The organism is Sorangium sp. So ce117 (assembly GCF_051524395.1).
In the GTDB taxonomy this organism is placed as follows: Bacteria; Myxococcota_A; Polyangia; order Polyangiales; family Polyangiaceae; genus Sorangium; species Sorangium cellulosum_B.
In genome coordinates, this window is sequence record NZ_CP150309.1 from 9,982,220 (window position 1) to 10,006,261 (window position 24,042).

Genomic DNA, 24,042 nt, shown 5'->3' on the forward strand with positions numbered 1-24,042 from the left:
CGAGGCATGCCTGGCGCTCGATGAGCGGTCGAGTCGAGAGATCGACAGTCTACTCGATGGGGGAGAGGGGTATGGTGGTACAGACCGATTGCGGTATCGAGGCTCGTGATCTCAAGGATTCACGGGCCTCCCGGCGGCTCGCCATCGCGCACGTGGTGAGCAGCTTCCAGACCGGCGGCGCCGAGCAGGTGGTCGTCGATCTCGCCGCGTCCCAGCGCGCCGCGGGTCATGACGTGCTGGCGGTCGCGATCGCCGAGGATCCGGACGGCCCGCGCGCCGAGCAGCTCCGGCGGCGCGGGGTCGAGGTGCACCTCGCGCCGAAATGCCCGGGGTTCGACGCGACGCTCACCGCCCGCCTCGCCGCGCTGTTCGCGACGAAGGGCGTCACGCTCGTCCACGTGCACAACCACCTTTCGCTCATCTACGCGGCGCCCGCCGGATGGCTGCACCGGGTCCCCGTCATCCACACGAAGCATGGCGTATCTCAGGACATGCAAGGACGGAGCTGGCTGCGCCGCGCCGCGTCCGCGTTCGTCGATGCTCATGTCGCGGTGTCGCAGCCGACCGCGACGGTCGTCCTCGGCCGGCGCGAGGTCGACCCGCCGAAGCTGCATGTCGTCGTGAACGGCATCAATCTATCGCGGTTCGCGCCGGATCCGGCGGCGAGGGCGCGGGTGCGGGCCGAGCTCGCGATTCCACGAGACGCCTGGGTCGTCGGGAGCGTGGGGCGCCTATCTCCCGTGAAGAACCACGCGTTGCTCGTGCGCGCCGCCGCGACGTCGCTGCCCCGGGACGGGCGGGTGCTCCTCGTCGGCGAGGGCGCCGAGCGCGGGCGGCTCGACGCCCTCGCGCGCGAGCTCGGGGTGTCCGAGCGCGTGCTGTTCGCCGGGGAGCGCCACGACGTGCCGGCGCTCCTCGCCGCGCTCGACGTGTTCGCGCTGCCGTCCCTCTCCGAGGGCCTGCCGCTCGCGCTCCTCGAGGCGATGGCCGCTGGGCTTCCGGTCGTTGCGACCGACGTGGGCGGCGTGTCCACCGTGCTCGTCCACGGGGAGACAGGCTTCCTCGTGCCGTCCGACGAGGCAGCGCCGCTCGCCGCGAGGCTCTCGGAGCTCCACGCCAATCCCGCCCGCGCCGCGCAGATGGGCCGGAGCGGCCGGATGCTCGCGCTCCGGCGCTGCTCCGCGCTCCGGATGGCCGAGCGTTACATGGAGCTGTACGCGCTGCTGCTCCTGCGGCATTCGCGGCGCGCCGCCGCTGTCCGCCCGAGCGCCCTGCTCGCCCGGATCTGGGGCGCGGACCCGGCGCCGCGCGCAACCGCCGCCGCCCCGCACCGCGACGGCGGGCGAGCTCTCGGCGATCACCCGTCGTCGCGCTCGCCGGCGCCGCTCGCGAGCTGATCGGGCGGCGGAGCGCCGCCGTCGCCGAACGCTGCTGCTTTCAAACGCTCTCGAGGGGGGACGACTCATGTCGAACGCAATGCGATGGCTCTCCGATCTCCTGGCCTCGCCCTGGGCGACCCGGCCATTCACACCGATGATGCACGGCCATTCGACCATCATCGTGATGCATCGGCTCGCCGACCCGGATCGCGGGATCGAGGGCCTCGATCCGCGCGCCCTCCGGCGCGCGCTGCAGTTCCTGCGACGCGAGCGGTATCCGCTCGTGTCGCTCGAGCGGGTGTTCCGGGGCCTCGCGGGCGAGGAGCCGCCCATCGACCGGGCTGTCGCGTTCACGATGGATGACGGCACGATCGACCAGGCGACGGTCGCCGCGCCGATCTTCGCGGAGTTCGATTGCCCGGCCACCATCTTCGTGGTGAGCGGCTATCTGGACGGCCATCTGTGGTGCTGGTGGCACCGCGTGGAGCACGTGTTCGAGACGACGCGGCGCCGCGAGCTCAGCGTGATGGTGGGCGGCCTCCGCCACGTCATCCGCCTGCACGACGGCGTCCCGCGGGCGCAGCTCGCGCGGCGCTTCATGGAGCGCTGCAAGCGCGTGCCCGAGACCGAGAAGCTCCGCGCCATCCAGCGGCTCGCCGACGCGGCCGAGGTCGATCTCCCGGCGCGCCCTCCCGCGCGGTACGCGCCCATGTCATGGGATGACGTCCGCGCGTGCGAGGCGCGCGGCATCACGTTCGGTCCGCACACGGTCACCCATCCGGTGCTCTCCAGGACGAGCGACGCGCAATCGAGGCACGAGATCCACGTGTCCTGGGCGCGCCTGCGCGCCGAGGCCAGGCGCCCGGTCCCCATCTTCGGTTATCCGAACGGGCACGTGGGGACGGACTTCGGTCCTCGCGAGTGCGCGACGCTTCGCCGGCTCGGCTTCCTGGGCGCCGTGACCAACTGGCCTGGCGACCATGCGACGGTCAGCGGATTCCGTAGCTCCGCGGACGCGCCGTTCTCTGTGCCGCGGATCGACTTCGGCGCGGATCACCGGAGCCTCATCCGCTCGGTGTCGGGCGTCCTGCGGACCAAGCAGCTGCTGCAGCGGCAGCTCGCCCTGCGAAGCCCGGTGGCGCCTGTCGATCCGGGCCTGACGCCCGATGGATCCCAGGAAGAAGGCGAGGGCCCGCCGGCCCCGCTGGTCCAGTGATCGCGGAGCCCGCGCGCGGCCGCTCATGCAGGTCGCGGACGGCGCGGCCCCCCGGCGCGCGCCGGAGCGCCGGGCCCTGCTCGGCGCGAGGGGATCGCCTGCGCCCGAGGAGCGCGGCCGGGCGCTCACTTCTTCCGATAGGCGCCCGGCGTCGTCCCCGTGCGGCGCTTGAACGCCGTCGTGAGGTGCCCTTGATTGGAGAAGCCACACTCCAGCGCGATCTCCGCGATGGACAGCCGCTCGTCCTGGAGCATGGTCATCGCCTTCTCGATGCGGCGCGAAATGACGTACTGGTGGGGAGTCTGGTGAAAGGCGCTCTTGAACAGGCGCGAGAAATGGTCCGGCGAGTAGCCCACCAGCCCCGCCAGGTCGACGAGCCCGAAGTTCGAGGAGAGCTCGCTGTCCACGAATTTTTCGATCTGAGTTCGCTGGCTCCTCGAGAGGCTCGCGTTGCGCAGCGAGATCTCCGCCCCGGAGCCCGCTCCGTACCGCGCCGATAGGTAGGAAGCCAGCGCCAGGCAGAGCGACTGCACGTAGACGGCCCCGAAGTACTCCTGCCCCTCGGCCTGCGCCTGCAGGCGACGGACCAGGTCGACGACATGGGCGTCGACCAGACCGAACCGCGGCTCCCGCTCCGGGACCAGCACGGCGGACGGAGACGCGCAGAGCGCCAACATGGATGCTTCGGGGAAGTTCACCGACGTGCACACGGAGGGCCGCCCCCGCCACGCGACGCTGTACAGCCTGGTCCTCCGCGGCAAGAGGTCCATCATTCCCGAGAGCCGCTCGAAGCAATGCTCCCGGACCTCGCCCGAGGTCGGCTCCGCGAAGCGAATGTCGACCTGCGAGGGGCCTCCCGTCCACACCAGGACCGCATCGCTCGCCGCCTCGAGCCCCTCGAGCCGGCCGCTCTCGGGCACATACCCGATCCGGAGGGGCACCCCCACCCAGTCCGATCCGGTGAGCGCCGCGCCGTACTTTGCTGAAAACTCCGCGGTCATGCCTGGGGTCGCCCCGGAGCATCGTCGGCGTCGCGGAACACGGGGGTCAAGCCCCTCGTGCGCCAGGCATGTGAGCGCACACACACCTCTGATCGCTGGCGCCGGGTGGATCGGGTCCCGCGCGTCGGGATCCTGAAAACCTTCGCCGGGAATTTGAACGACCTCTCTGCGAGCGCCACGTACCCTTCCCTTCACTTCCTCGCAGAGGCTGTGCGGGTGGTGTGGCATTGCGCCGAGCGCCCGCCCTCTCTGCTTACAACACAATTTTCTTCGGTCGCTGACCGGGAGCGGGGCTCACATGTCTACCTCGACCTCTTCGCTGCTCGTCCGCCGTGGCGCATTCGGCACCTTTGCCCGCGGGATTCCGCTCGTGGGACTTCTCTTGGTCGGTTCCATGGCCTGCTCCAGCGCTTCCGATGGGTCGTCCGACGGCTCGGGCGGCTCCGGAGGAGGGGCTTCTTCCTCCGGCGACGCCCAGACGACGAGCGCGGGTGAGGGCTCGGCAGTCTCCTCGACGACGAGCGGAGCGAGCAGCACGACGGCGACCAGCGGCTCGGGCGGTGGCGCTTCTTCCAGCAGCTCGAGCAGCGCCGGAGGGGATGGGGGCGCGAGCAGCAGCAGCAGCGCAGCGGAAGCATCGAGCGGCAGTGGCGGCTCTCCCGACACAGGGTTCCAGCCTTGCCCTGCGACGGGCGCCTGCAAGATCCTGCCCCTCGGGGACTCGATCACCTTCGGTCTCGGCTTCGACGGCGGCTACCGGGTCGAGCTCTTCCACCTTGCCACGCAGGACGGCCACGAGGTCACCTTCACGGGCACGCAGCAGGCGAACGGCCCCGCGATGGTCGATGGCAAGCCATTCCCCCGCAATCACGAGGGCATCAGCGGAGAGACCATCCAGCAGATCGCCAATCGTATACCGACCCCGGGGCTCCGGGAGATGCCGCACATCGTGCTGCTCCACGCCGGCACCAACGACATGTATCGAGAGCCGAACGGCGCCGACACCCGCCTGGGCGCGCTCATCGACGAGCTGATCGCCGAGGCGCCCGACGCGCTGATCGTCGTGAGCAACATCATTCCTTTCCCGAGCGGCGCGAACGCGGTGAGCACGTACAACGCGAAGATCTCCGCGCTGGTCGAGGCGCGCGCCAGCAAGGGCGCGCACGTCCTCTTCGTCGATCAGTTCAAGGATTTCCCCACGTCCGAGCTCGGCGACGGGGTCCATCCCAACAAGGCCGGCTACGCCCGGATGGCGGGCCGCTGGTACGACGCGATCTCCGACTACCTGAGGTGATCCGGGCGCCAGCCCGATCGAGAGACCGCCGCCCGGTCGGGGCGCGCGGGGCGCGATTGCCCGACATCATGAGCGTTCCGTCCCCGCGCGCGGACCACGGCGCAGCAGCGGCCGATTGACGGCCACGCTTGCGTGCGCCGGCGCGCGATGTGTACGCTCGCCCGGTGCGCGCCTCGGTCGGTGAGATGCAGGAGCACGGCGGGGCCGGCCATCTCGGCGCGTCCGTGCGCGTGTTCTTTCGCGAATTCCTGACGGACACGGGCGCGCAGCGCGCCACGCGCCTGCGGATCCGGACCGCCGCTTTCGTGAAGTTCCTCGTCGCTGCACCCATCCTGGTGCCGGCGGGACTGGCGTTATCGACATTCGCGGAGCGCGCGCCTCACCCGGCGCACGCACGCTTCGTGGTGGCCGCCTGGCTCGCCATGCTGGCGGTCTCCATCGTCGCGAACGGGGCCTTGCTGGCGGTCACGCGGGGCGGAGGGCGGGACGCCTCGATCATCGCTCGCGCGCTGACGTATGTCACGCTGACCGCCGAGCTCGCATCGAATCAGCTGGCCATGCATGCCACCGGAACGCTGGTGTCGCCGTCGGCCCTGTACATCGTCATGTTCGTCGCGCTGTACCGGATCTTCCTCGACTTTCGGTTCGGCCTCTTCGCTGCGATCCTCGGCTCCTGTCTGTACTGTGGCGTGGGCACCCTCGAGCTCACCGGCGTGATCCGGCCGCATCCATTGTTCAGCCCACCTTCTCCACACCTCTTCTATGCTGAGCCCGCGGCCGCGGCGACCGTGATGGCCAACATGGCTGCCGGCATCTTCCTGGTCTTCTTTGCGTCGAACTACGCAGTGAACCAAACCGCCAAGCTCCACCGCTACCTCACGGAGTCCGTCCTCCGACGCTACCTGCCGCCGTCGCTCGTCGAGCGCGCCGCGCACGGAGAGCTGCGGATGGACGCCGAGCCCGAGCGGCGGGTGGTGACCGTGATGTTCACCGACCTCGTGGGGTTCACGTCGCTGTCGGAGAGGCTCGGCGCCGAGGCCGTCGGGCGGCTGCTCAACCGATACCTGTCGACGGCGGCCGACGTGGCGCACGCGCACGGAGCCACGGTCGACAAGTTCGTCGGGGACGCCGTCATGATCGTGTTCGGAGCCCCCGATGCCCTCGACCCGGCCGAGCAGGCGCGTCGCTGCGTCGCGCTCGCGCGCGACCTTCAGGCCACGCTGCCGAGCGTGGGTGACGGTGTTCGCCTCGTCGCACGCGCCGGCATCAACACGGGTGAGGCTGTCGTGGGCAATTTCGGGTCGCTGGCGCGCTCGGACTACACCGTCATCGGACCTGCCGTGAACATCGCCGCGCGGCTCGAGACGGCGAGTGAGCCGGGCCGTATCCTCCTTGGCGAGAGCACGGCGAAGCTGCTGGACGGCGCCGTACCGCTGGAGTCGGCCGGCGAGCTCCGGCTGAAGGGCGTGGCTGAGCCGGTGCGAGCCTTCTACGTCAAGTGAGCGGTTGCCCGTCTGCGTGCCCGGTCCTCCGGATCAATCGATCGTGAGCAGCATCGTCGGTCGACCTGGCTGGCGATGACCGCCTACGTGAGGGCGGCCAGCTCGCCGGTGCGGCGCGCGGCGGACGACACCCGCCCGAGGGCATCGGCGAGCGCGCCGCGCGGATCCGCCGGCAGATCGAGCGAGCGCCACGCCACGTAGCCGTCCGGGCGGACCAGCGACGCTCCCCCGGCCCCGAGGCCAAACGCTTTGCAGAACGCTCCTTCCTCGGATGGCCGCACCTCCGCGCCGATGCAGATGCATTCGAGCTCGATGCCCAGCTGCTCGCCCACCTGCGCTGCGGCGGGGCACCACCGCGCGTCCTCGGTGAGCAGCACCCAGCGTCGCTGGAACAGATCGAGCGTCGACAGCCGCTCTCCGCCCCTCACCACCCACGCGTGCTGCGCGCGCGTGCCGGGCTGACCCGCCCATTGCTCGGGCCGCAATGCCGGCGGGAGCCCGTCGCCGGCGCCGAGCACCGCCGTCGATCGGACCAGCTGCCCGAGCTCCATGGCGTCGTCGTCGAGGATCGGCGCGCCTCCGGCGGTCCCGCCCGCGTGCGCCTTGTAGTCTTCCCGGGTGAAGATCTGGTGATGCCGGAGCCACGCGATCGGGCGCCGCTCGGCGTCATACGTGTCGAGCAGATCCGGCGCCGACGCGCCGGAGAGGACGGCAGAGAGCTTCCACGCGAGGTTGTGAGCGTCCTCGATGCCGGTGTTCGCGCCGTAACCGCCCCGGTTGGGCGGCAGCGTGTGGGCGGCATCCCCGGCGAGGAACACCCTGCCGGACGTGAATCGATCGGCGACGAGGGCGCTGATCTCCCAGCGCCCGGTGGTGACGATCTCGATCTCCAGATCCGTCCTGCCGATCGCCCTGGAGATCAGCGCTCTCAACGTCGCCGCGTCGCGCTCCTCGTCATCCCAGAAGATCAGCACCCAGCGGCCATCGCCGTACGTGGTGAGGAATGCGCTGAAGCCCGGCTGCTCGATCGCGAACTGCGTGACCCCCGTTCGAAGGTACTCCTCGAGCGGAGCCCGGAAGAGGACGCTGCGCACCGTCCGGATGTGCCCTCTGCCGCCGCGCCCGATCCCGAGCGCCTCGCGGATCGCGCTGCGGTGGCCGTCCGCCGCCACCAGGTAGGAAGCGCGCAGCGCCACCTCTCGCCCGTCGCGCTCGCGCAGCCAGGCGGTCACGCCGCTCGGGTCCTGCTCGAAGCGGGTCAGCTCGGTCCCGAGCCTCACGTCGGCGCCGAGCTCGACCGCCCTGTCTCGAAGCCTGGGCTCGAGACGATCCTGGGCGATCGCGGCGCCCGAGCACGGCGAGCGCTCGATCGCGGGCGCCGCCTGCTCCCCGGGCGTCCACGGGACCTCCTCGAACCACGCCCCGGCCAGGCTCTCGACCCGAGCCCGGCGCAGCCGGAAGCCGGGCGGCACCTGCGGGATCTGCTGGCCCAGCCCGACCGCGCGGTAGAGCTCCAGCGTCCTCGGCGTGTAGCCGATCGCGCGTGGATGCGGCGAGCTGCCAGCGTGCCGTTCGACAAGCACCGTGCGCACACCTCGCCAGGCCAGGAACACCGCGGCCGACAGGCCGACCAGGCTGCCCCCGACCACGAGCACCGACGTCGATTCTACGTGCATGAGAACCATCCTTTGATACAGTGTATCACTACGATACAGTGTATCGAGTCGGATTTGTTGTCAACCGGCTGCCGATGCGAACAAGACGAGCGATGACCGCACGGCAGAAAAAACCGCACGCGACCGGCGCCTCCCTCATCTGGGACCGCCCGGAGCCGGCGCTCCGTCCCGCTCCTGGGCCGCTGAGCAGAGACCGGATCGTGCGCGCGGCCATCGCGCTCGCCGACGCGGAAGGCCTCGCCGCGGTGTCCCTGCGCAAGATCGGGGCATCGCTCGACGCCGGCCCGATGCGCCTCTACGGCTACCTGGACACCAAGGAGGAGCTGCTCGAGCTCATGGTGGACGCGGTGTACGGGGAGATGGCGTCCGCGGCGCCGATCCCCGGCGGCTGGCGCGAGGCCCTCCGGACGATCGCCCACCGCACCCGTCGGGCCGCCAGGGAGCACGGGTGGTTCATCGATCTGCTGGGCGGCCGTCCCCATCTGGGCCCGAACGCCCTCGCGCACCTCGAGGCCTCGCTCGCCGCGCTGAGCGGCGCTCCGGGCTTCGAGGACATCGATGCCGTCATGATGGCGGTCGGGACCGTCAACGCGTACGTGATCGGCGCCATGCGCAGCGAGGCGAACGAGCTACGCGCCGAGGTCGCGAGTGGCATGGATAAGACCGAATGGCAGCGGGCGTCGGAGGCGTACATCCGCCGGATGATCGCCACCGGCCGCTTCCCGACGCTCGCCAAGGTGGTCAAGGACGCCACCCACCCGCCGGCCGACGCCGTGTTCGACAGGGGTCTCGACTGCGTGCTCGACGGCATCGCGGCGCGCCTCTCCTGCGGCGCGGCGGCGGGAAAAGGCCCCCGCGAGCGGCGGTAGCCGCAGCCTTTCTAGAGGACCCGCAGGAACGCCGTGAGATCGGCCTTCTCCTGCGCCGTCAGCTTCGTGCCGAGCACGAGGTTGAAGAACTCCACGGTGTCCTCCAGCGTGAGCAGGCGCCCGTCGTGCAGGTACGGAGGGCTGTCCTTGATGCCGCGCAGCGGGAACGTCTTGATGGGGCCGTCCGCCGTCGCCATCCGTCCGTTGATGAGCACGGGCTTGAAGAAGCGCTCCGCCCGCAGGTTGTGCATCAGGTTATCGGTGTAGTACGGCGCGGCATGGCACGTCGCGCACTGGCCCTTGCCGTTGAAGATCTGCTCTCCGCGGAGCTCCTCCGGCGTGGCCTTCGCGGGGTCGAGGCGCCCGTTCAGCGCGAGCTTCGGCGCCGGGGGGAAGTCGAGGATCTCCTGAAACTCGGCCATCGGGTGCACCTGGTGCCCCCGGTCCAGGATGTTGATCCCCTTCTTCACGGCTATAACGATGTCGCCGTCGAAGTACGCCGCTCGCTGCTCGAACTCGGTGAAGTCCTCGACGGTCTTGAGCGCGCGCTGCGAGCCGAAGAGGCGCTGGATGTTCACGCCGCGCAGCGTCGGGGTGTCGACCCGGTGACGGAACTCCTGCGGCCTTATGTCGCCCACGAGGTGGGTCGCGTTGTTCGTGTGCCCGTTCGCGTGGCAATCGAAGCACGAAACGCCGAGGCTCGCCTTCTCCGAGCGCCGGTCCGCGGTCGCGTTGAACTGCATCTGCGGGAACGGCGTGACGAGGAGGCGGAGCCCCTCGAGCTGCTTCGGGTTCAGGATACCGTTGAAGAGCTCGTAGAAGTTGTCGATCGTGACGAGCTGCCCCTTGGAGACGTCGCCCAGGTCAGGCCGCGTCGTGAGGTAGATCGGCGGCGGGAACTCGGAGATCAGATGATCCGGGATATCGAAGTCGAGATCGAAGCGCGTGAGATCCCTCCCCGTCTGGCGCTTCAGCTCCTCGATCTGGAGCTTCGGGAAGAGCATCCCGCCTTCCGGCTGGTTCGGGTGGGGCAGCGGCAGGAAGCCCTGCGGCCAGAGGCCCTGGTCCCGGATGGCGTCGGGCGTGAGCGCGGCCAGCGATTCCCACGTCGTCCCCTTCTCGAGCTTCACACGGACGCCCCCCTGGACGGGCTTTCCGCGCGACATGGTGACCCCGGGCGCCGGGCGGTTCGCGAGGTCGTACCGCGCGTCGAGCAGCGTCTGGTGGCGCTTCATCACGGCGGGTTTGTCGGCCTTCATCCGGGCGAGCAGCGCGGCGAACGGCTCCTTGTCGTCGACCGGCAGGTAGCTCGTGCGCGGCGTGGCGGGGCCGGGCGGCGGATACGCGTTCATGGGCGCCCTCGGGCCCGTGGGCGCGACCGCCTCTGCCGTCCCCGGCGGCGTGCCGCGCGTGCTGTCAGGCTCCAGAGGTACCGCCCCCGGCGTCGAGGCGCAGTTCACGAGGCCGAGCGAGAGCGCGGCAGTGCACGCGACCACGCACGTGATATCCATTCTCTTCACAGGCATACGAGCGGCTCCTTCACGAGGGGTACGTCGTCAGAAATGGCTGGCCGAGCGCCCCGCCTCCCGGCGCGCGGAGCTCCCGCCCGGCGCACACGAATGGCGGCTCGCCGGGCATACAGCCGAGGCGCCATGGGCAGCTCCGCCCGCAGGCGACTCCTGTGCCAGGGGCGCGCCCGCTGTGCGCTCCGTTCCTGATCAGGCGCGGAGCGGGGCAATTTGCGCGGGAGATCGTGCCTCCTCGCTCGGATCGGCGAACGAGCACGCCTCGCGCCATCGCGGGTCACCGTGCCCACGGAGCTCACGAGCGCGCTCCGTCCAGCCGATGTGCGGGCGGCGCGAGGCAAACTGCCACGATCCGTGGCATCATGGCCCGCGTCGCGCCGCGTGCGCGACCGGGGCGCGAGCGCGCCCCACGGCGGTCCGTTCAGCCGCCCTGATCGCCCCGCTCCGGCCTGACGCGGAAGAACGGCGCCCTGACGTCCTTCGCCTCGAAGAAGAACACCCGATCCCAGACGGGGATCCGCTCCCGCTCCGTCAGATCGACCACCTCGCCTCGGGACAGGCTGCCGACGAGCTTCGCGCTCGACTGGCCTCGCATCCTCCACCGGAACTCGTACGGGAGCAGGACGCTGGCGTCGCCGAACATGCCGCGGCGCTCGCCGAAGCTCCGCCGCGCGGCCTCGGAGAGCTCCCGGGCATACCGGAGGTTCGGGGCGACGATGTAGGTCGTCGCAAGGCCCTCCTCCAGCATCTGCCGGTTGATGAGCCGACCGCGCGACAGGACGTATCCGAGGACGCGACCGTAGGCGTCGAACGGCTGTTCGTCCGTCTGGATCTCGACCTCGGCGCCGTCGGGGAGCAGCTCGGAGAGCCGCTCGGCGGCCAGCTCGGCCCAGTAACCTTGCGAGGCGCCGAGGAAGTGCGTCTCCGGCGTATCGATGGAGAGCATACGGACAGGATGGATCACGCCGTTCTCGTCGCGCACGCGGAGCGTGTCGCCGTCGACCGTCCTCACCACCTCGGCGAGGAACCTGTCGCTCGGCAGCTCCCGGCGCGGCCCCCGCCTCCAGGCGACAAGAGACACGTAGTCGATGAACCTCCGGAACTCCGGAAGCAATCCTGCCATCGCCCCCTCCTATGATGGATAGCCCCACAGAGACCGCCGCTCGCGCATCGTAGGGACTTTCGCCCTGCCCAGGCGGCCTGTTCCATGAAGATATAGAGAGGGCCCTGGCCCTAGGAAAGCGCTCGCCGCGCCTGACCCGGGGAGCGCGAGGTGGCCTGAAGCGCCGGTGGGATGGAGCGGGAGATTTGAACGCAAAGACGCAAAGGCGCAAAGACGCAAAGACGCAAAAAGACAAGAGGGAATACTTCCGCCTTCGCTCCCTTGGCACGCTGGCGTTCAAATCTTCTCCTGGCGCCTTCACGAGCTTTTCTCTCTTCTCTTGGCGTCTTTGCGCCTTTGCGCCTTTGCGTTCAAATCTTCTTCTCTTGGCGTCTGGACGCCTCGCAGCTCGCCCCGACACCAGACCGCAGCCGGATGAGCGCTGCTCGCCGTCCCGCTCCGGCTTGGGGCTACGCTTCCTCCGCGCTTTCCCGTTACGACGACCGACGCGATCGCTTCGGTAGATCGCTGGACGGGACCATGCATGTCTGCGACATCACGCCGCCCAGGACGCCTGCGTTGTCACCCGACGACAGAGGGATGGATCTGGTCGCCCTCGACCTTCGCGAGGTTCTCCGCGGTGACGACGTCGACTGAGCTCAGCAGCGCCCGTGCCGTGACGGTCATGGACTTCGTGAGAGATCCGGCACGAGCGTCAGCAGCTCGGTCAGCGTCGCAATCGAATAGCGCGGCTCCGGTGCAGCGCTCGGCCAGTCGTGCACGCCGCGCAGCCACACGGGCGTGAGGCCTGCGGCCGCGGCGCCAAGGATGTCGTTGTGCGGGTGGTCGCCCACGAACCATGCCTCGCTGGCGAGGCAGCCGAGCTCGCGCAGCGCCTGCTGAAAGATGCTGGGATGCGGCTTCTTCACGCCGAACGACTCGGAGATCACCACGCTCTGAAACATCGAGCGGATGCCGAGCCGCTCGAGCTTGCGACGCTGTCTCTGATCGTCGCCGTTGCTGACGACACCGAGCAAGAAGCCGCGTGCGCCGAGCGCCTCGAGCATGCTACGGAAGCCCGCATTGCCGACCGTGGCTAGCGGGTAGTGGGCGTCCCAATGGCCCGCGAGTCGTTCGAGCTCGGGCGCGCGCGTCCAGGCGAGCTCACGCTGGAGCGCTGCAAAGACGCTGCCGCGCGGGGCGTAACCCTTGCCGTCGGCCTCCACGATCAGCGCGCTCAGGCGCTCGGGAGCAACATCCGAGGGCACCTCGAAATCGAGCGCGAACTGTTCGGCGTAGCGCTGGATCGAAGCCACTCGATCCGTGAGCGTGTGATCCAGGTCGAACAAGATGGCGTGCGGCATGCGGTTGGCCGACTGTATATCATAGTAGACGCGCGGCGCACAGGAAGTGCGCGAGGCGCCTCGGATCGAGCTCGGGATGCTGCGCGGCGCGTGCTCCGACGCCCAGCACGCGGATCATCGCTTCGATGCGATACGGCCCCCTGGAAGACCGACGCTATATCAATCAATTTATCCATGCATCTAAGGGGCCGCCTGAACGAAGCGGCCTGCGGGGCGGCTGACGACCAGGCGCAGCGAGCCGTCGAAGCTCGGCTGGCTGCGCAGGGCTCCGTAGCGCCGGTCCCACTCGCCCGATGCGAGCTCGGCTCGCAGCGCATCGACGGCGCGGGCCTGCACGTCCGCGCCGATGAAGCCCCAGGCCGACTGGGCGCGGCGCACCACCGGATCGAGCAAGCGCTCCGGGCGCGCGTAGAAGGCTTCGATGAAGCCGTCCACGCAGTCGTTCGGGATCGGCACCGGCCGCACCTCCGCGTCTCCTCCGAGCAGCTCGGCGATCTGGCTGAGCGGCGGGTAGCGCGGGCGCTCCGCGGCGAGCAGCTCCGGTGCGTAGCGGGTCAGCCAGAAGCGCTCGATCCCCTCCTCGTCGAAGCTCATCACCACCACCGGCCCCTGCGTCACGCGCCGCAGCTCGCGCAGGCCTTGCGCGGCGTTCGACCATTGATGGACGGTGATCATGGCCATAGCGGCGTCGAAGGCTCCGTCGTCAAAGGGCAGCTGCTCCGCGGTGGCGATGACGGCGGGCGCCAGTTCGCGCGGGCGCTGCGCGCGCATCGCGGCGGACGGCTCGACCGCGACGACATGTCGATCGAGCGGCTCGTAGGAGCCCGCGCCGGCCCCCACGTTCAGCACGGTCCGTGCGGGACCGAGCGCGGCGTGCACGACGGCGGCGATGCGCGGATCGGTGCGGCGCTGCAGCGCGTAGCCGCTGCCGTGACATTCGTAGTCGTAGTCGCCGTGACGGGCGTTCATGTGATCTGGCTCCCTTGGTAGGTGGGTGATGTGTCTCCCGCTGTAGTGGACTGTTCGACGAGCCTTTCAACATGATCTTCGCACGGAATCTTCACATCCGCGGGCGAGATCGGCCACGGACCCAGAGCCCGTGCACCGCATCCTCGTTCATCTCACCGGCGTCGCCGCGAGCCGGTCAGATAGCACCGCTCATCCCGTCGCCTTCCGGGCCTCGCCGGCGCCGATCTCCTCCAGCAAATCATCCTCGTCCTCCCCCGCGGACACCTTCTCCAGCGCCAGCCTCAGCTTCGGCTCGGCGCTCGCCTCGGCGGCGACGCGGATCCGTCTCTCCACCGCTTCGCCCCCGTGCGGGCGCGCCGCGAGCGCCGCAGCGACGCGCTGCTCCGGCGGCGCAGAACCGTCCTCGACGATGCGCAGCACCTCTTCGAGGTCGCTCCCCGCCGTCCGGTATCCGATCCTGGCCACGAGCGACTCCAGCGCTTTCTTCCACTCGGCCAGCGGCCGGCCATTGCGCGCGATGACCTCCAGCAGCCGCGCCCGATCCTGCGTCGCGACGGCGGCCTGAGCGGCCTGAATACGCTCGATCAGCGCCGTGGCCTCGGCGGGGCTGGCCGCCGGGACGGTGATCGACCTGCCGTCCCGCAGGCCGATCTCCACAAAATAGTAGGCGCCGCCAACTCCCCCATGGGTGAGAGTGACCTGAACGATGGCCCTGTGCGGGAAGAACCGCCGCCGGAACGCGCCCTTGACCATCACCCCGTCGGTGCCGATATGCACCCAGGTCGGCGTCACCTTGGACCAGAGCCAGGCCGCGACGCCCAGCAGCGGCACGAGCCCGCCCGCTGCCGCCATCGGACCGAGGGGCGCGGTTGACCACTCCGCGATGGCCATGAACAGCAGGATCAGCAGCGCCAGCACACCCGGGGCGAGGATCAGGACGAAGATGGCCAGGAGACAGCCCGCGATCTTGCGACCGCTGGAGTCCTCGCGGTACGTGCGCATCCGCACCGCGCGCGCCTGCGCCCCCGCCCCGGCCCGCGACAAGAGGTCGATCGCCTCCTCCTCGGAGGCTTGCTCGACGGCGGCGACGCGCCCATCCGAGAACGAGAGCACCGCGGCGTGGCCGTTCGGCGTCCGCTCCGTCCAGCCGCCGGCGAGGCGCGCGAGCGGCAGGCTGCTCTCCTTCGCTCCCTCCGCGATCAGCAGCCGCTCGCCCTCGATCTTGACGCTGCCGTCGCGGAGGCGGCGCTCGCCCGGTCCGCGGTCCGCGCCGGCGAACGACAGGGCGCTGACGAAGTAGCTGCCAAGGCCGATCAGCGCGGCGAAGAGCGAGGCCTTCTCCATCCCGAGCGCGGCCAGCCCCCACGGAGCGGCGAACGTGCCGACGAGCGATGCGACGACCACGGACCCGAGGAGGCGCTTGTCGCGGCGGGCGTCCTGCACCTCGACCTTGCAGAGTCGCTCGGGCGAAGCCGCGCCGGGAGCGTCCTCGCTCATTGCTGCGGCCGCATCGCCAGGACGTGCTCCCCGTGGTCCGCGGTGGTCATCGGTCGAGGTTAACCCGGGGTCAAAGAGATCAGAGAGCGAATCGGGGGCGCAGCAGGCGCGGAGAGCGGGGGAGGCCTGCGCGCAAGGGCTGCGCCGTCACGAGCGACGGTGGCACACCCGCCCACCGGGCGAGCGTCGCCACCGCGGCTTCCCTGTCGGCCGGGGCGAGGCCGCCGATGTGCGCGCCGTGGTTGGCGCCCGGCGCGAAATAGCGATACGAGTCCACCGCCGCGCCGAGATCGAGGGCCCCGGCAGACCAGGGGTCGTTCTCGCCGTAGATGAACAGGAGCTCGCTGCCTTCTGTAGCGACCCAGCGCGCGACGTCCTCCATCGCGGCAGGCGAGAACTCCGGCTCGATGGGGATGCTCGGCAGGCGGTCGACCGACCCCCAGTCGAACGTGAGCAGGTCAGCGATATCAGCGGTGTCGGGCAGGGGGGCGCCGAGCTCTGTGTAGGATTGCCAGTAGTACGGCTCGAAGGCGAGGTACGCAGCATCGGCGCCGGCGCTCACGGGAGAGATCTGGCCGAGGGCGAGCCACAGGTCGTCGTCGGACGCCGACACATCCGGGATCTGGCCGCAGGTGGCCTCGTGCGAGTAGAGCCAGAAGTAGGATGGGAGCCATATCACAGCGCTCTCGAGCTGCGCCTCCACGCCGAACAGGTCGTAGGTCAAGCCCAGCGCGTCCGCTTCCGTCTCCGCGCGCTCGAGCATGGCCGGGCGCCGGAGCAGCACCTCGCGCCGGAACGCGGCGATGCGCTCGCGGCAGTCGGCCTCACCGACCTGGTTCAGGAAATCGATGTAGCGTGGATCCTCCACGCCGTAGCTGAGCGGAGTCACGTACGCCACCGTGCCGTCGACGTCATCGGGGTAGAAACGACGATGGTAGACGGAGGTCATTCCCCCCTTGCTGGCACCCGTGGAGATCCATCTCCCGGTGTAGATCGTGCGGAACGCTTCGACGACGCGGTGGTGATCGGCGGCCGCCGCTTCGATCGTCATCTTGGTCCAATCCGCCGGCTCCGGGCGTGACGGCGTGAAGAACCGGTGCTCGACGTAGATCTGGTTTGCGTTCAAGAGCTCAGTGGGCTCTTCGATGTACTGGTCGGGGAGAACCAGCGAGTAGCCGGTCGCGGCGAGCACGAGCGGCGCGCTCGAGTCGCGGTGGTGCAGCGCGAGCCGCTGCCGGAAGCGCTCGCCGCCCGGGGCATCGTGATCGACAGGCTGTTCGAGCTCGATGACGAAGAACCGATAGCCGGGGATCCTGGAGGCCTCTTCCGTGACCTCGGCGACGTCGAGCGCGCGCAGCTGATCCAGGATATCCACTGCGGCGCCGCCGCCGCCGGCCGACCCGCCCACGCCGCCAGCGCCGCCAGCGCCGCCAGCGCCGCCGCCCGTCGCGCCGCCGCTGCCGTCCGTTGCGCCACCGCCGCCTGTCGCGCCGCCGCTAGCACCGCCCTCGGCGGTCGAGCCGCCGCCGGTCCCGGCGGAAGATGTCGTCGAGGCGCTCACCTCTCCGCTGCCGTCGTCTCCGCAAGCGGCGACGGCCGCCAGCGCGAGCGATATCAAGAAGGCCGCGCTGCTGTTCTGCATCGTCCGGTCGGCCATCGTGGCGGCAGCGTGCCCGATCCGCGTTCGGAGCGGCGTGGCGCAGCAAGATTTCCACGTCGCGGGTGAGCCATCCCGGATCATGCGCCCCGATCACCGTGGCGGATCGACTTGCTTGACCCCACTCTTGGGCGTTGGCGGCCCTGGGTGGCGTGTCGAGGCGAGCGCCGGTTATTCACAGGTCCATGCGCCCGCGCGCACGATCATGCCCGTGGCGCAAGCCCATCGCTCCGCCGTGACGGCCTCGATGACGCAGGACATTGCTCTCGCGTCGATGTCAGGATCCTGTATCCCGACGGCGCAGCCCATCTCATCGAACTTGGCCGCTAACCCAGCGCCGCACGGAAAGTTCGTGGCGATGACGCAATCCTCGCCGATCTCCAGCAGGTGCTCCGTCGCAACATCGGCGGAGGTGTCTCCAGCTTCGCAGAACACCGGGCGCTCTGCGCAGGGCGTGAGGCCCTCGTGCGGGATGGGATCGAACTCTCCCTCCGAAGCGATGATCCCACCGAAGTCCGGGTCCCGGGCGTCATCCCAGCCTCCAGCGCCGCCCGAGACGTCCGGAATACCCGTGCCGCCGGCGCTGACGGCTTCCTCGGGGTCGATCGCTTCACAGCCGAGACAGCCCACGACGAGAATTACAAGCAATCGATGTGTCCATTGCATGGACAGAGCATAGAGAGCTTCCAGGCGGAGCACAACGCGACCCGCCGCGCAGGCCCCCCCGCCCCAACCCAGGTTGGGGCGACCCGGACACGCGGTTGGGCGAGGCGAGTCACGTCGCGGATTTTCACGCTGCCCAGGCGACCTGTTTCATGAAGATAGAGAGAGAGCCCTGGCCCTCTGAAAGCGCTCGCCGCGCCTGACCCGCGGGGCGCGAGGTGACCTGAAGCGCCGGTCGGATGGAGAGGAAGAGTTGAACACAAAGGCGCAAAGACGCAAAGGCCCCAAAAGACAAGAGAGAACATTCTCCTCCTTCGCTCCCTTGGAGCGCCGGCGTTGCAATCTTATCCTGGCGCCCTCACGAGCTTTTCTCTCTTCTCTTGGCGTCTTTGCGCCTTTGCGCCTTTGCGTTCAATTCTTCTTCTCTTGGCGTCTGGGCGGCTCGCAGCTCGTCCCCACACCAGGCGGCAGCCAGATGCGCGCCCCTCGCCGTCCCGCTCCGGCTTGGGGCTACGCTTCCTCCGCGCTTTCCCGTTACGATGACCAGCGCGATCGCTTCGTAGATCGCCGGGGGGCATGAGACGTCTGCATGCGGCCCCGCGCAGGGCTCCCGGGGGCGAGGGCCACCGCGGCGAGGAGGTCTTGGATGTCGTCGCACGAACAGGTAGAGCCGGCCGAGACGCCGGCAGAAGAGGGCGCAGCAAGGGCGGGGGCCGAGCTTGCGCGGCGCAGGCGCGGCCTGCGCTTCCGGCTCGCGCTCGGGGCGCTCGCGCTCGCCGCCAGCGTGACCGCGCTCGTCTTGACCCACGAGACGAAGCCCGAGAAGACCAGCGCCATCGGCGCGCGGCTCGAGCTGTCCTCGGGGGAGGTCACGCTCGCGGCGAACGCTCAGGGCGAAAGGAAGTCGACGGTGGTGTCCGGGATCCCGGTCCCGGTCGGGGCGAAGCTCGCGACCGGAAAGGGCGCGCGGGCGCTCGTCCGGCTCGCCGACGGCTCGGCGGTGTTCCTCCGCGCCGACTCGGAGATCGCGCTCCGCGCAGAGGGGCTCTCGATCGCCCAGGGCGAGGTCTGGCTCGACGCGCCGCCCGAAGGGCGCAGCGGGCTCACGCACGCGCTCGGGGACGTCAACGTCTCGGCGGCCGACGCCGGCCTGTCGATGAGGCGCTCGGGCGACGCCGTGAGCGTGTACGTGGCGCGCGGGCTCGCCGTCGTCGCGGCCCCCGGCGGGCGCGTCGAGGTGCACGCAGGGGAGCAGGCGACGGTCGCCGGCGGCGCCGCGCCCAAGGTCGCGCCGCTCGCCTACTGGGAGGACTGGACCGGAGGCATGGGCGACCACCGGCCGCTCGCAGGCGAAGGCAGCGGAGCCGGCCGGATCTACGGCGTCGACCTGCAGGGCGCCCCCGGGACGCAGGCGCGCACGCTCGAGATCAGCCGGCAAGCCGTGCGGGCCGTCCTGCGCGACGGCATCGCCGAGACCGAGGTGGACCAGACCTTCTCGAACCCGGGCGGACGCCAGGTCGAGGGCTGGTACTGGTTCACCGTGCCCGAGCGAGCGATCGTGAGCTCGTTCGCCGTGGAGACCAACGGCGTGCTCGTCGAGGGCGAGGTCATCGAGCGGAAGGAAGCGGCGCAGCGGTACCAGACCGCCGTGCAGACCGGCCACGAGCCGGCCCTGCTCGAGTGGGTCGACGGGCACAGCTACCGCGCCCGCATCTTCCCCGTGCCCGCCAGCGGCTCCCGGCGCGTCGTGCTGCGCTACGTGGAGATGCTCAGCGCGCCATCAGGTAAGCTTGCTTACGTTTACCCGATGCGCGCGAGCGATCCCGTGCAGATCGGCGAGTTCTCCCTCTCCGTGGATCTCGGCCAGGCCGGCCAGGGGCTGCAGATCGCGACGCTGGCCGACGCGGTGATCGAGGACGGCGGGCGGCGGGTGAGCATGCGGCGGAGCGGCTACGAGCCGCGCGCGGACTTCCAGCTCGAGGCCTCCGTCAAGACCAAGGCGTCGCCGCTGAGGGTGTCGCGCTTCGCCGCGGGCGAGGACCGCGCGGACTACGTGATGGCCAGGTACGTGCCCGACGTGGACTGGGCCGAGCTCAAGGAGCTGCCCGCCGACCTGGTCGTCGTGGTGGACACGTCGGCGTCGGCCGACGAGTCGGCGCGGCAGCAGAAGGCGGCGGCCGCCGAGGCGATCCTGCGGGCGATGTCGCCGTCGGACCACTTCGCGCTGATCGCGCTCGACTCGGCGCCGGCGGTCCTTCACCCGAAGGACGGGCTGGCCGAGGCGTCGGACAAGGAGATCTCCGCCGCGCTCACGCGGCTGGCCGAGCACGCGACGGGGGGCGCGACCGACCTCGGCGCGCTGTTCGAGTCGGCGCTCGGGCGGGTGCACGGCAAGGAGCAGCCGGCGGTCATCTACATCGGCGACGGGCTCGCGACGAGCGGCGAGGTGACGGGCGCGCGCCTCGCGGAGCGGCTCCGGCGCTCGCTCACGGGCTCGCGCGCGCGCTTCTTCACCGTCGGCGTCGGCGAGAACTCGAACCACGCGCTGCTCCGCGAGCTCGCGCGCGCCGGGGGAGGACAGGCGTTCCGGATCGACGAGGCCGAGGGCTCGACGTCCGAGGTGCTGCGCCTCGCCGGCGCGATCAAGACGCCGACCATCACCGATCTCGCGATCGACCTCGGCGCAGGGCTCGACGAGCCGATGCTCACCGCGAGCGGCAAGGTGTCGCGCGGCGAGGAGGTGGTGCTGCTCGCGCGCACGCACCACGCGCTGCCCACGAAGGCGATCGTGAAGGGGCGGCTCGCGGGGAAGGAGTACACCCGCGAGCACCCCATCGAGCTCGATCGGGGCGTCAGCGCGGCGCTGGTGCCGCGCTTCTGGGCGGCCGAGAAGATGCGGCGGCTGCTCGCGGACGGCGACGACATCGAGGCGCACCGGGGCAAGGTGGTCGAGCTCGGGCTCGACTACGGGCTGATCACGCCGTTCACGAGCACGCTGGCGCTCGAGAGCGAGCAGGCCTACGTGAACCAGGGGATCCGGCGGCGGCGCTCGCCGCTCCGGGGCGAGCGGCTGACGGCGCTCACGCCCCAGCGAGAGCGCGAGCTCGCGGCGCTGCTCGCGCCACCCTCCGCGGCCGTCGCCGCCGGGTGCTCGCGGAGCGAGCCGAGCGCGGCCTACGAGGAGAGCTCGGCGAAAGAAGGCGGCCACGGCGCGAGGGCGCAGGCCGCGGCGCCAGCGCCCGTGATGGCGCCGGCGATCGCGGAGCAGGGCAACGAGCGGGACCAGGGCCTCAAGGGAGATGTCGCCGCGCCCGGCGCCACGCTGGCGGCCCCGCCCCCCGCGCCCGAGGCGGCGCGCCCGGCCGAGGAGGCGGAGCAAGAGCCCCTGCAGCAGAAGCAGGAGGCCGCGGCGAACCAGCCGGCCGCCCCCCACCGGCTGGCTGCGCCCATGAGCCCACCGGCGGCCGACAAGCTGTCCGAGCTCGCCGCGATCAACTCGACCGGCCTCAAGCGCGCGACGGGCGGCGGCGGTACGCTCGCGTCGTCCGACGCCATCCCGCGCCTGGAGAAGGCCCGCAACACAGCGCCCGCGGCGGCGCGCCCCGCTTCCCGGACCTCCCCGCCGCCGAGGCGCCCGCAGGTCGCGATGGCGCCGTGCAGCGACACCGCGCGGCGGCCGCTCGCCGAGCGCATCGTCGTCTGGTCGAAGCGCCTCGCCCGCGCCACGACGGCGGAGCAGCTCATCGCGCGCTACGAGGGCGCGCTCACGACCTGCGAGCTGCCGGACTGGCGATCGAGGGCCGCGCTCCTCTCGCTCCTCCAGGCGAGGGTGTCCACCGAGGGCGGCGCCGAGGCGCTGCTCGCCCGGTTCGCCGGCGAGCCCGAGGCGCAGCGGTTCATCGCGCACGCGCTCCTCAGGCGGAGCGTGGACCCCGCGATCTCGGCGGCTGTGCGGCGCACGCTCTTCGGGGGCGTCGATCCCAGGGCGAGCTGGGCGCTCCTCGACGAGCGGCTCGCGGCGATCCCGGCGGTGGACGATCGGCTCGCGCTGGTGCGGCAGGCGCTCACCGACCGGCCCGACGATCCGGAGGGGGAGATCCGGCGGGTGCGCCTGCTCGCGGAGGCGGGCCGGAAGGACGAGGCGCTCGCCTACGGGCGGCGGCTGCGCGACCGCGGCTTCATGAGCCCGGCGCTCGCGCTCGATCTCGGCGACGTGCTCGCGTCGAGCGGCTTCGAGGCGGACGCGCTGCGCACGTACTCGGAGGTCGTCGAGTTCGATCCGACGAGCCCCGCGTCGCGCGCGATGCTCGGCGACGTCTACCTCCGGCACGGCTGGTACGCGGCGGCGTACCGCCAGTACACGACGCTCACGGACCTCGCGCCGGCCGAGCCCCAGGGCTGGCTGCGGCTCGCCGCGGCGGCCGCGGGCAGCGGGCGCGTCGACGAGGCGCTCCGCATCCAGCGCAAGGTCGCCGGCGCGGAGGGCACGCCGGGGCCCGACGATCCGCGCGCGTGGGCGCGGCTCCTGTCGGCGGCGCGCATCGGCCGGCTGCTCGCCGGGGGCGGCGGCGCGGCCCCCGCGGCCGGCGCCGAGGCCGAGAGCCTCGCCCGCAAGCTGAAGGAGCTCCAGCTCTTCAGCGGCCCCGGGGCGCTGCGCGTCGTGCTCTGGGAGGACTACGCCGCGGAGCTCGCCCTCGCGGCGCGGGACGGCCAGGTGGACGCGGCGCTCGGCGACGGCACCTTCGCGCCGGCGGTCGGGCTCGCGGCGGTGCAGCTGCCTGCCCCGGAGCTCGCGCGCCTCGAGTGGCGCGTCCGGTTCCGCAGCGATCCGCCGGGGAGGGACGTGCGCTTCGTTGTGACGACGATCGTGTGGGATGGGGCGTCGTTCCAGGTGACGAGCGCGCCGGGGTCGATCGGCGCGAAGGACCGGGAGGTCGCGCTGGCGAGCGGCGCGCTGCCATGATCGACGTCTCGCTGCTCGGCTGGCTCCTCGTCACGCTGACGTCGCCGCTGGCGCTCGTCCTGCTGCTCGTGGCGCTCGGCTCGGTGGCCTACCTGGGCGTGACGGCGCTCGAGGCCGCGCCGCGCCGGCGCGGCGCGCGCGCGGTCGGCACGGGCGCGGCGGCCTGCGCGCTCGCGGCCGGGATGGTCGGGCTGCGCGTGGGCGCGGGCGCGGGCGCGACCGTCCCGACGGCCGCCGTGGGGATCGCCGCCGCTGCCGCGATCGGGGCGACCGCGGCGTGCGCGTGGACCTTCGGCGCGCGCGCCGCGGCGGCGCTCGGGGCGGCGCGGGCCCGCCGGAGCGCCGCGGCGCTGCGGGCCGGCGACGAGCGGCGCCGGCTGCTCGCGGCGAGCCAGCGCGCGTACGCCGAGGGAGACGACCTCGCCGCCGAGACGGCGGCGGCCGACGACGCCGTCGCGCGGCTGCGCGCCGCGGTGGGCTCGCTGGCCGGCGCGCACGCCGCGCTCGAGGCGAAGCGCGCCGGCGCGCAGGACGCGCCGCCATCAGAGGAGCGACCGGAGGCGAGCGGGCTCGCCGAGGACCTCGCGCGCGCGTGCGACGAGGCCGCGCTGAAGCTGTCGATGGGCCAGCGGGTGCTCGCCGCCGCGGAGGCCGCGGCGCTGCGGATCGCGTGCAACGCGCCGCTCCGGCGGCTGCTGCGGCGGCGACCGCGCGAGGCCACGCAGGCGCTCGCGACCCTGGGCGCGGGCGCGCTCGCGCCGGCAGCGGCGTCGATCGAGGCGTTCCTCGGCGAGGTGCGGGCGGCGCGCGCCGAGGTCGTGGAGATCGCGGAGCGGCGCGCGCCGGGCGCGCCCGGCGCCGTCGATGGTGCGACCGGTCCAGAGGGAGCGGAGGGCCCGGCGGCGCTCGCGTTGCGCGAGCTCACCGCGATGGAGTCGGCCTACGGCGCGCTGCTCGAGCGGCTGCGCCTGGCGGAGCTCCACGCTTCGGCGCGCGCCTCAGTCGAGCAGGTCGAGAGCGCCGCGGGCGCGCTCTCCGCGACGGCGAGGGCGGCGGCGATCGACCCGGCGGCGATCGGCGCGCTCGTGACGGAGATAGCGCGCGCCGAGTCGGCCGTCGCCGCCGCCGCGCCGGAGGCCGGGGGCTCGCGCGCGCTCGCCGAGACGCTCGCCGCGGGCTCGGTGGCGCTCGATCGGAGCGACACGACGTCGCTGGCGGAGCTCATCGCAGCGCTGCGCGAGCTCCGCTGAGGCGAGGAGCGACGGCCGCCCCTGAAAATCACACGCAAAACGATGCCTGGCCGTAAGGGGTGCCCTTGGCGCGCGGCGCCCTGGGAGCCTCCCCGAGCGAGGTCGGTTGAGCTA

The 24,042-nt window shown here is 71.4% G+C and carries 16 protein-coding genes; 7 read left to right on the forward strand and 9 right to left on the reverse strand.

The genetic code is table 11. The features are described from left to right. Window positions 1-71 precede the first annotated feature (71 nt). The gene (locus WMF46_RS37410) at window positions 72-1,397 is read left to right on the forward strand and encodes a glycosyltransferase (protein WP_437981592.1); all 1,326 of its coding nucleotides are present in this window, start codon (window positions 72-74) and stop codon (window positions 1,395-1,397) included. A gap of 67 nt (window positions 1,398-1,464) precedes the next feature. Continuing rightward, window positions 1,465-2,595, forward strand: a complete 1,131-nt coding sequence (locus WMF46_RS37415) for a polysaccharide deacetylase family protein (protein ID WP_437981593.1) — start codon at window positions 1,465-1,467, stop codon at window positions 2,593-2,595. A gap of 125 nt (window positions 2,596-2,720) precedes the next feature. On the opposite strand, the gene WMF46_RS37420 is transcribed toward WMF46_RS37415, so the two are convergent. Continuing rightward, window positions 2,721-3,596, reverse strand: a complete 876-nt coding sequence (locus tag WMF46_RS37420; protein ID WP_437981594.1) for a helix-turn-helix domain-containing protein — start codon at window positions 3,594-3,596, stop codon at window positions 2,721-2,723. A gap of 370 nt (window positions 3,597-3,966) precedes the next feature. Here WMF46_RS37420 and WMF46_RS37425 point away from each other — a divergent pair, with 370 nt between their 5' ends. Together WMF46_RS37425 and WMF46_RS37430 are read left to right on the forward strand one after the other, a co-directional pair. Continuing rightward, window positions 3,967-4,890, forward strand: coding sequence for an SGNH/GDSL hydrolase family protein (locus WMF46_RS37425; RefSeq protein ID WP_437981595.1), 924 nt, complete (start codon window positions 3,967-3,969; stop codon window positions 4,888-4,890). 164 nt (window positions 4,891-5,054) lie between these two features. After that, on the forward strand, window positions 5,055-6,392 hold the full coding sequence (locus WMF46_RS37430) for an adenylate/guanylate cyclase domain-containing protein (RefSeq protein WP_437981596.1): 1,338 nt from the start codon (window positions 5,055-5,057) through the stop codon (window positions 6,390-6,392). Window positions 6,393-6,475: 83 nt separating this feature from the next. Here the strand turns inward: WMF46_RS37430 and WMF46_RS37435 are convergent, their stop codons facing one another. Then, window positions 6,476-8,068, reverse strand: coding sequence for an FAD-dependent oxidoreductase (locus WMF46_RS37435; protein WP_437981597.1), 1,593 nt, complete (start codon window positions 8,066-8,068; stop codon window positions 6,476-6,478). A 92-nt stretch (window positions 8,069-8,160) separates the two neighbouring features. Between WMF46_RS37435 and WMF46_RS37440 the strand changes: the two genes are divergently transcribed. Beyond that, window positions 8,161-8,937, forward strand: coding sequence for a TetR/AcrR family transcriptional regulator (locus WMF46_RS37440; RefSeq protein WP_437981598.1), 777 nt, complete (start codon window positions 8,161-8,163; stop codon window positions 8,935-8,937). A gap of 11 nt (window positions 8,938-8,948) precedes the next feature. Here WMF46_RS37440 and WMF46_RS37445 read toward each other — a convergent pair whose 3' ends face one another. From WMF46_RS37445 to WMF46_RS37475, 7 genes are all read right to left on the reverse strand, one after another. Beyond that, window positions 8,949-10,289, reverse strand: coding sequence for a cytochrome B6 (locus tag WMF46_RS37445; protein WP_437987983.1), 1,341 nt, complete (start codon window positions 10,287-10,289; stop codon window positions 8,949-8,951). 595 nt (window positions 10,290-10,884) lie between these two features. Then, window positions 10,885-11,586, reverse strand: a complete 702-nt coding sequence (locus WMF46_RS37450; RefSeq protein WP_437981599.1) for a thermonuclease family protein — start codon at window positions 11,584-11,586, stop codon at window positions 10,885-10,887. Between the two features lie 662 nt (window positions 11,587-12,248). After that, the gene (locus tag WMF46_RS37455; protein ID WP_437981600.1) at window positions 12,249-12,929 is read right to left on the reverse strand and encodes an HAD family hydrolase; all 681 of its coding nucleotides are present in this window, start codon (window positions 12,927-12,929) and stop codon (window positions 12,249-12,251) included. A 180-nt stretch (window positions 12,930-13,109) separates the two neighbouring features. Beyond that, complete coding sequence (locus WMF46_RS37460) at window positions 13,110-13,898, reverse strand: class I SAM-dependent methyltransferase (protein WP_437981601.1); 789 nt, start codon at window positions 13,896-13,898, stop codon at window positions 13,110-13,112. A gap of 189 nt (window positions 13,899-14,087) precedes the next feature. Then, on the reverse strand, window positions 14,088-15,395 hold the full coding sequence (locus WMF46_RS37465) for a PH domain-containing protein (RefSeq protein WP_437981602.1): 1,308 nt from the start codon (window positions 15,393-15,395) through the stop codon (window positions 14,088-14,090). A 79-nt stretch (window positions 15,396-15,474) separates the two neighbouring features. Next, entirely contained in the window at window positions 15,475-17,052 is a 1,578-nt protein-coding gene (locus WMF46_RS37470; protein ID WP_437981603.1) for a S28 family serine protease, read from the reverse strand. Window positions 17,053-17,223: 171 nt separating this feature from the next. Continuing rightward, on the reverse strand, window positions 17,224-17,751 hold the full coding sequence (locus WMF46_RS37475; protein WP_437981604.1) for a hypothetical protein: 528 nt from the start codon (window positions 17,749-17,751) through the stop codon (window positions 17,224-17,226). A gap of 610 nt (window positions 17,752-18,361) precedes the next feature. Here WMF46_RS37475 and WMF46_RS37480 point away from each other — a divergent pair. Then, complete coding sequence (locus WMF46_RS37480; RefSeq protein WP_437981605.1) at window positions 18,362-22,678, forward strand: VIT domain-containing protein; 4,317 nt, start codon at window positions 18,362-18,364, stop codon at window positions 22,676-22,678. Further along, window positions 22,675-23,928 carry a hypothetical protein gene (locus WMF46_RS37485; RefSeq protein WP_437981606.1) on the forward strand — a complete coding sequence of 418 codons (1,254 nt, stop codon included), beginning with the start codon at window positions 22,675-22,677 and terminating at the stop codon, window positions 23,926-23,928. The genes WMF46_RS37480 and WMF46_RS37485 overlap by 4 nt, the downstream gene beginning before the upstream one ends. The last annotated feature ends 114 nt before the right edge of the window (window positions 23,929-24,042 follow it).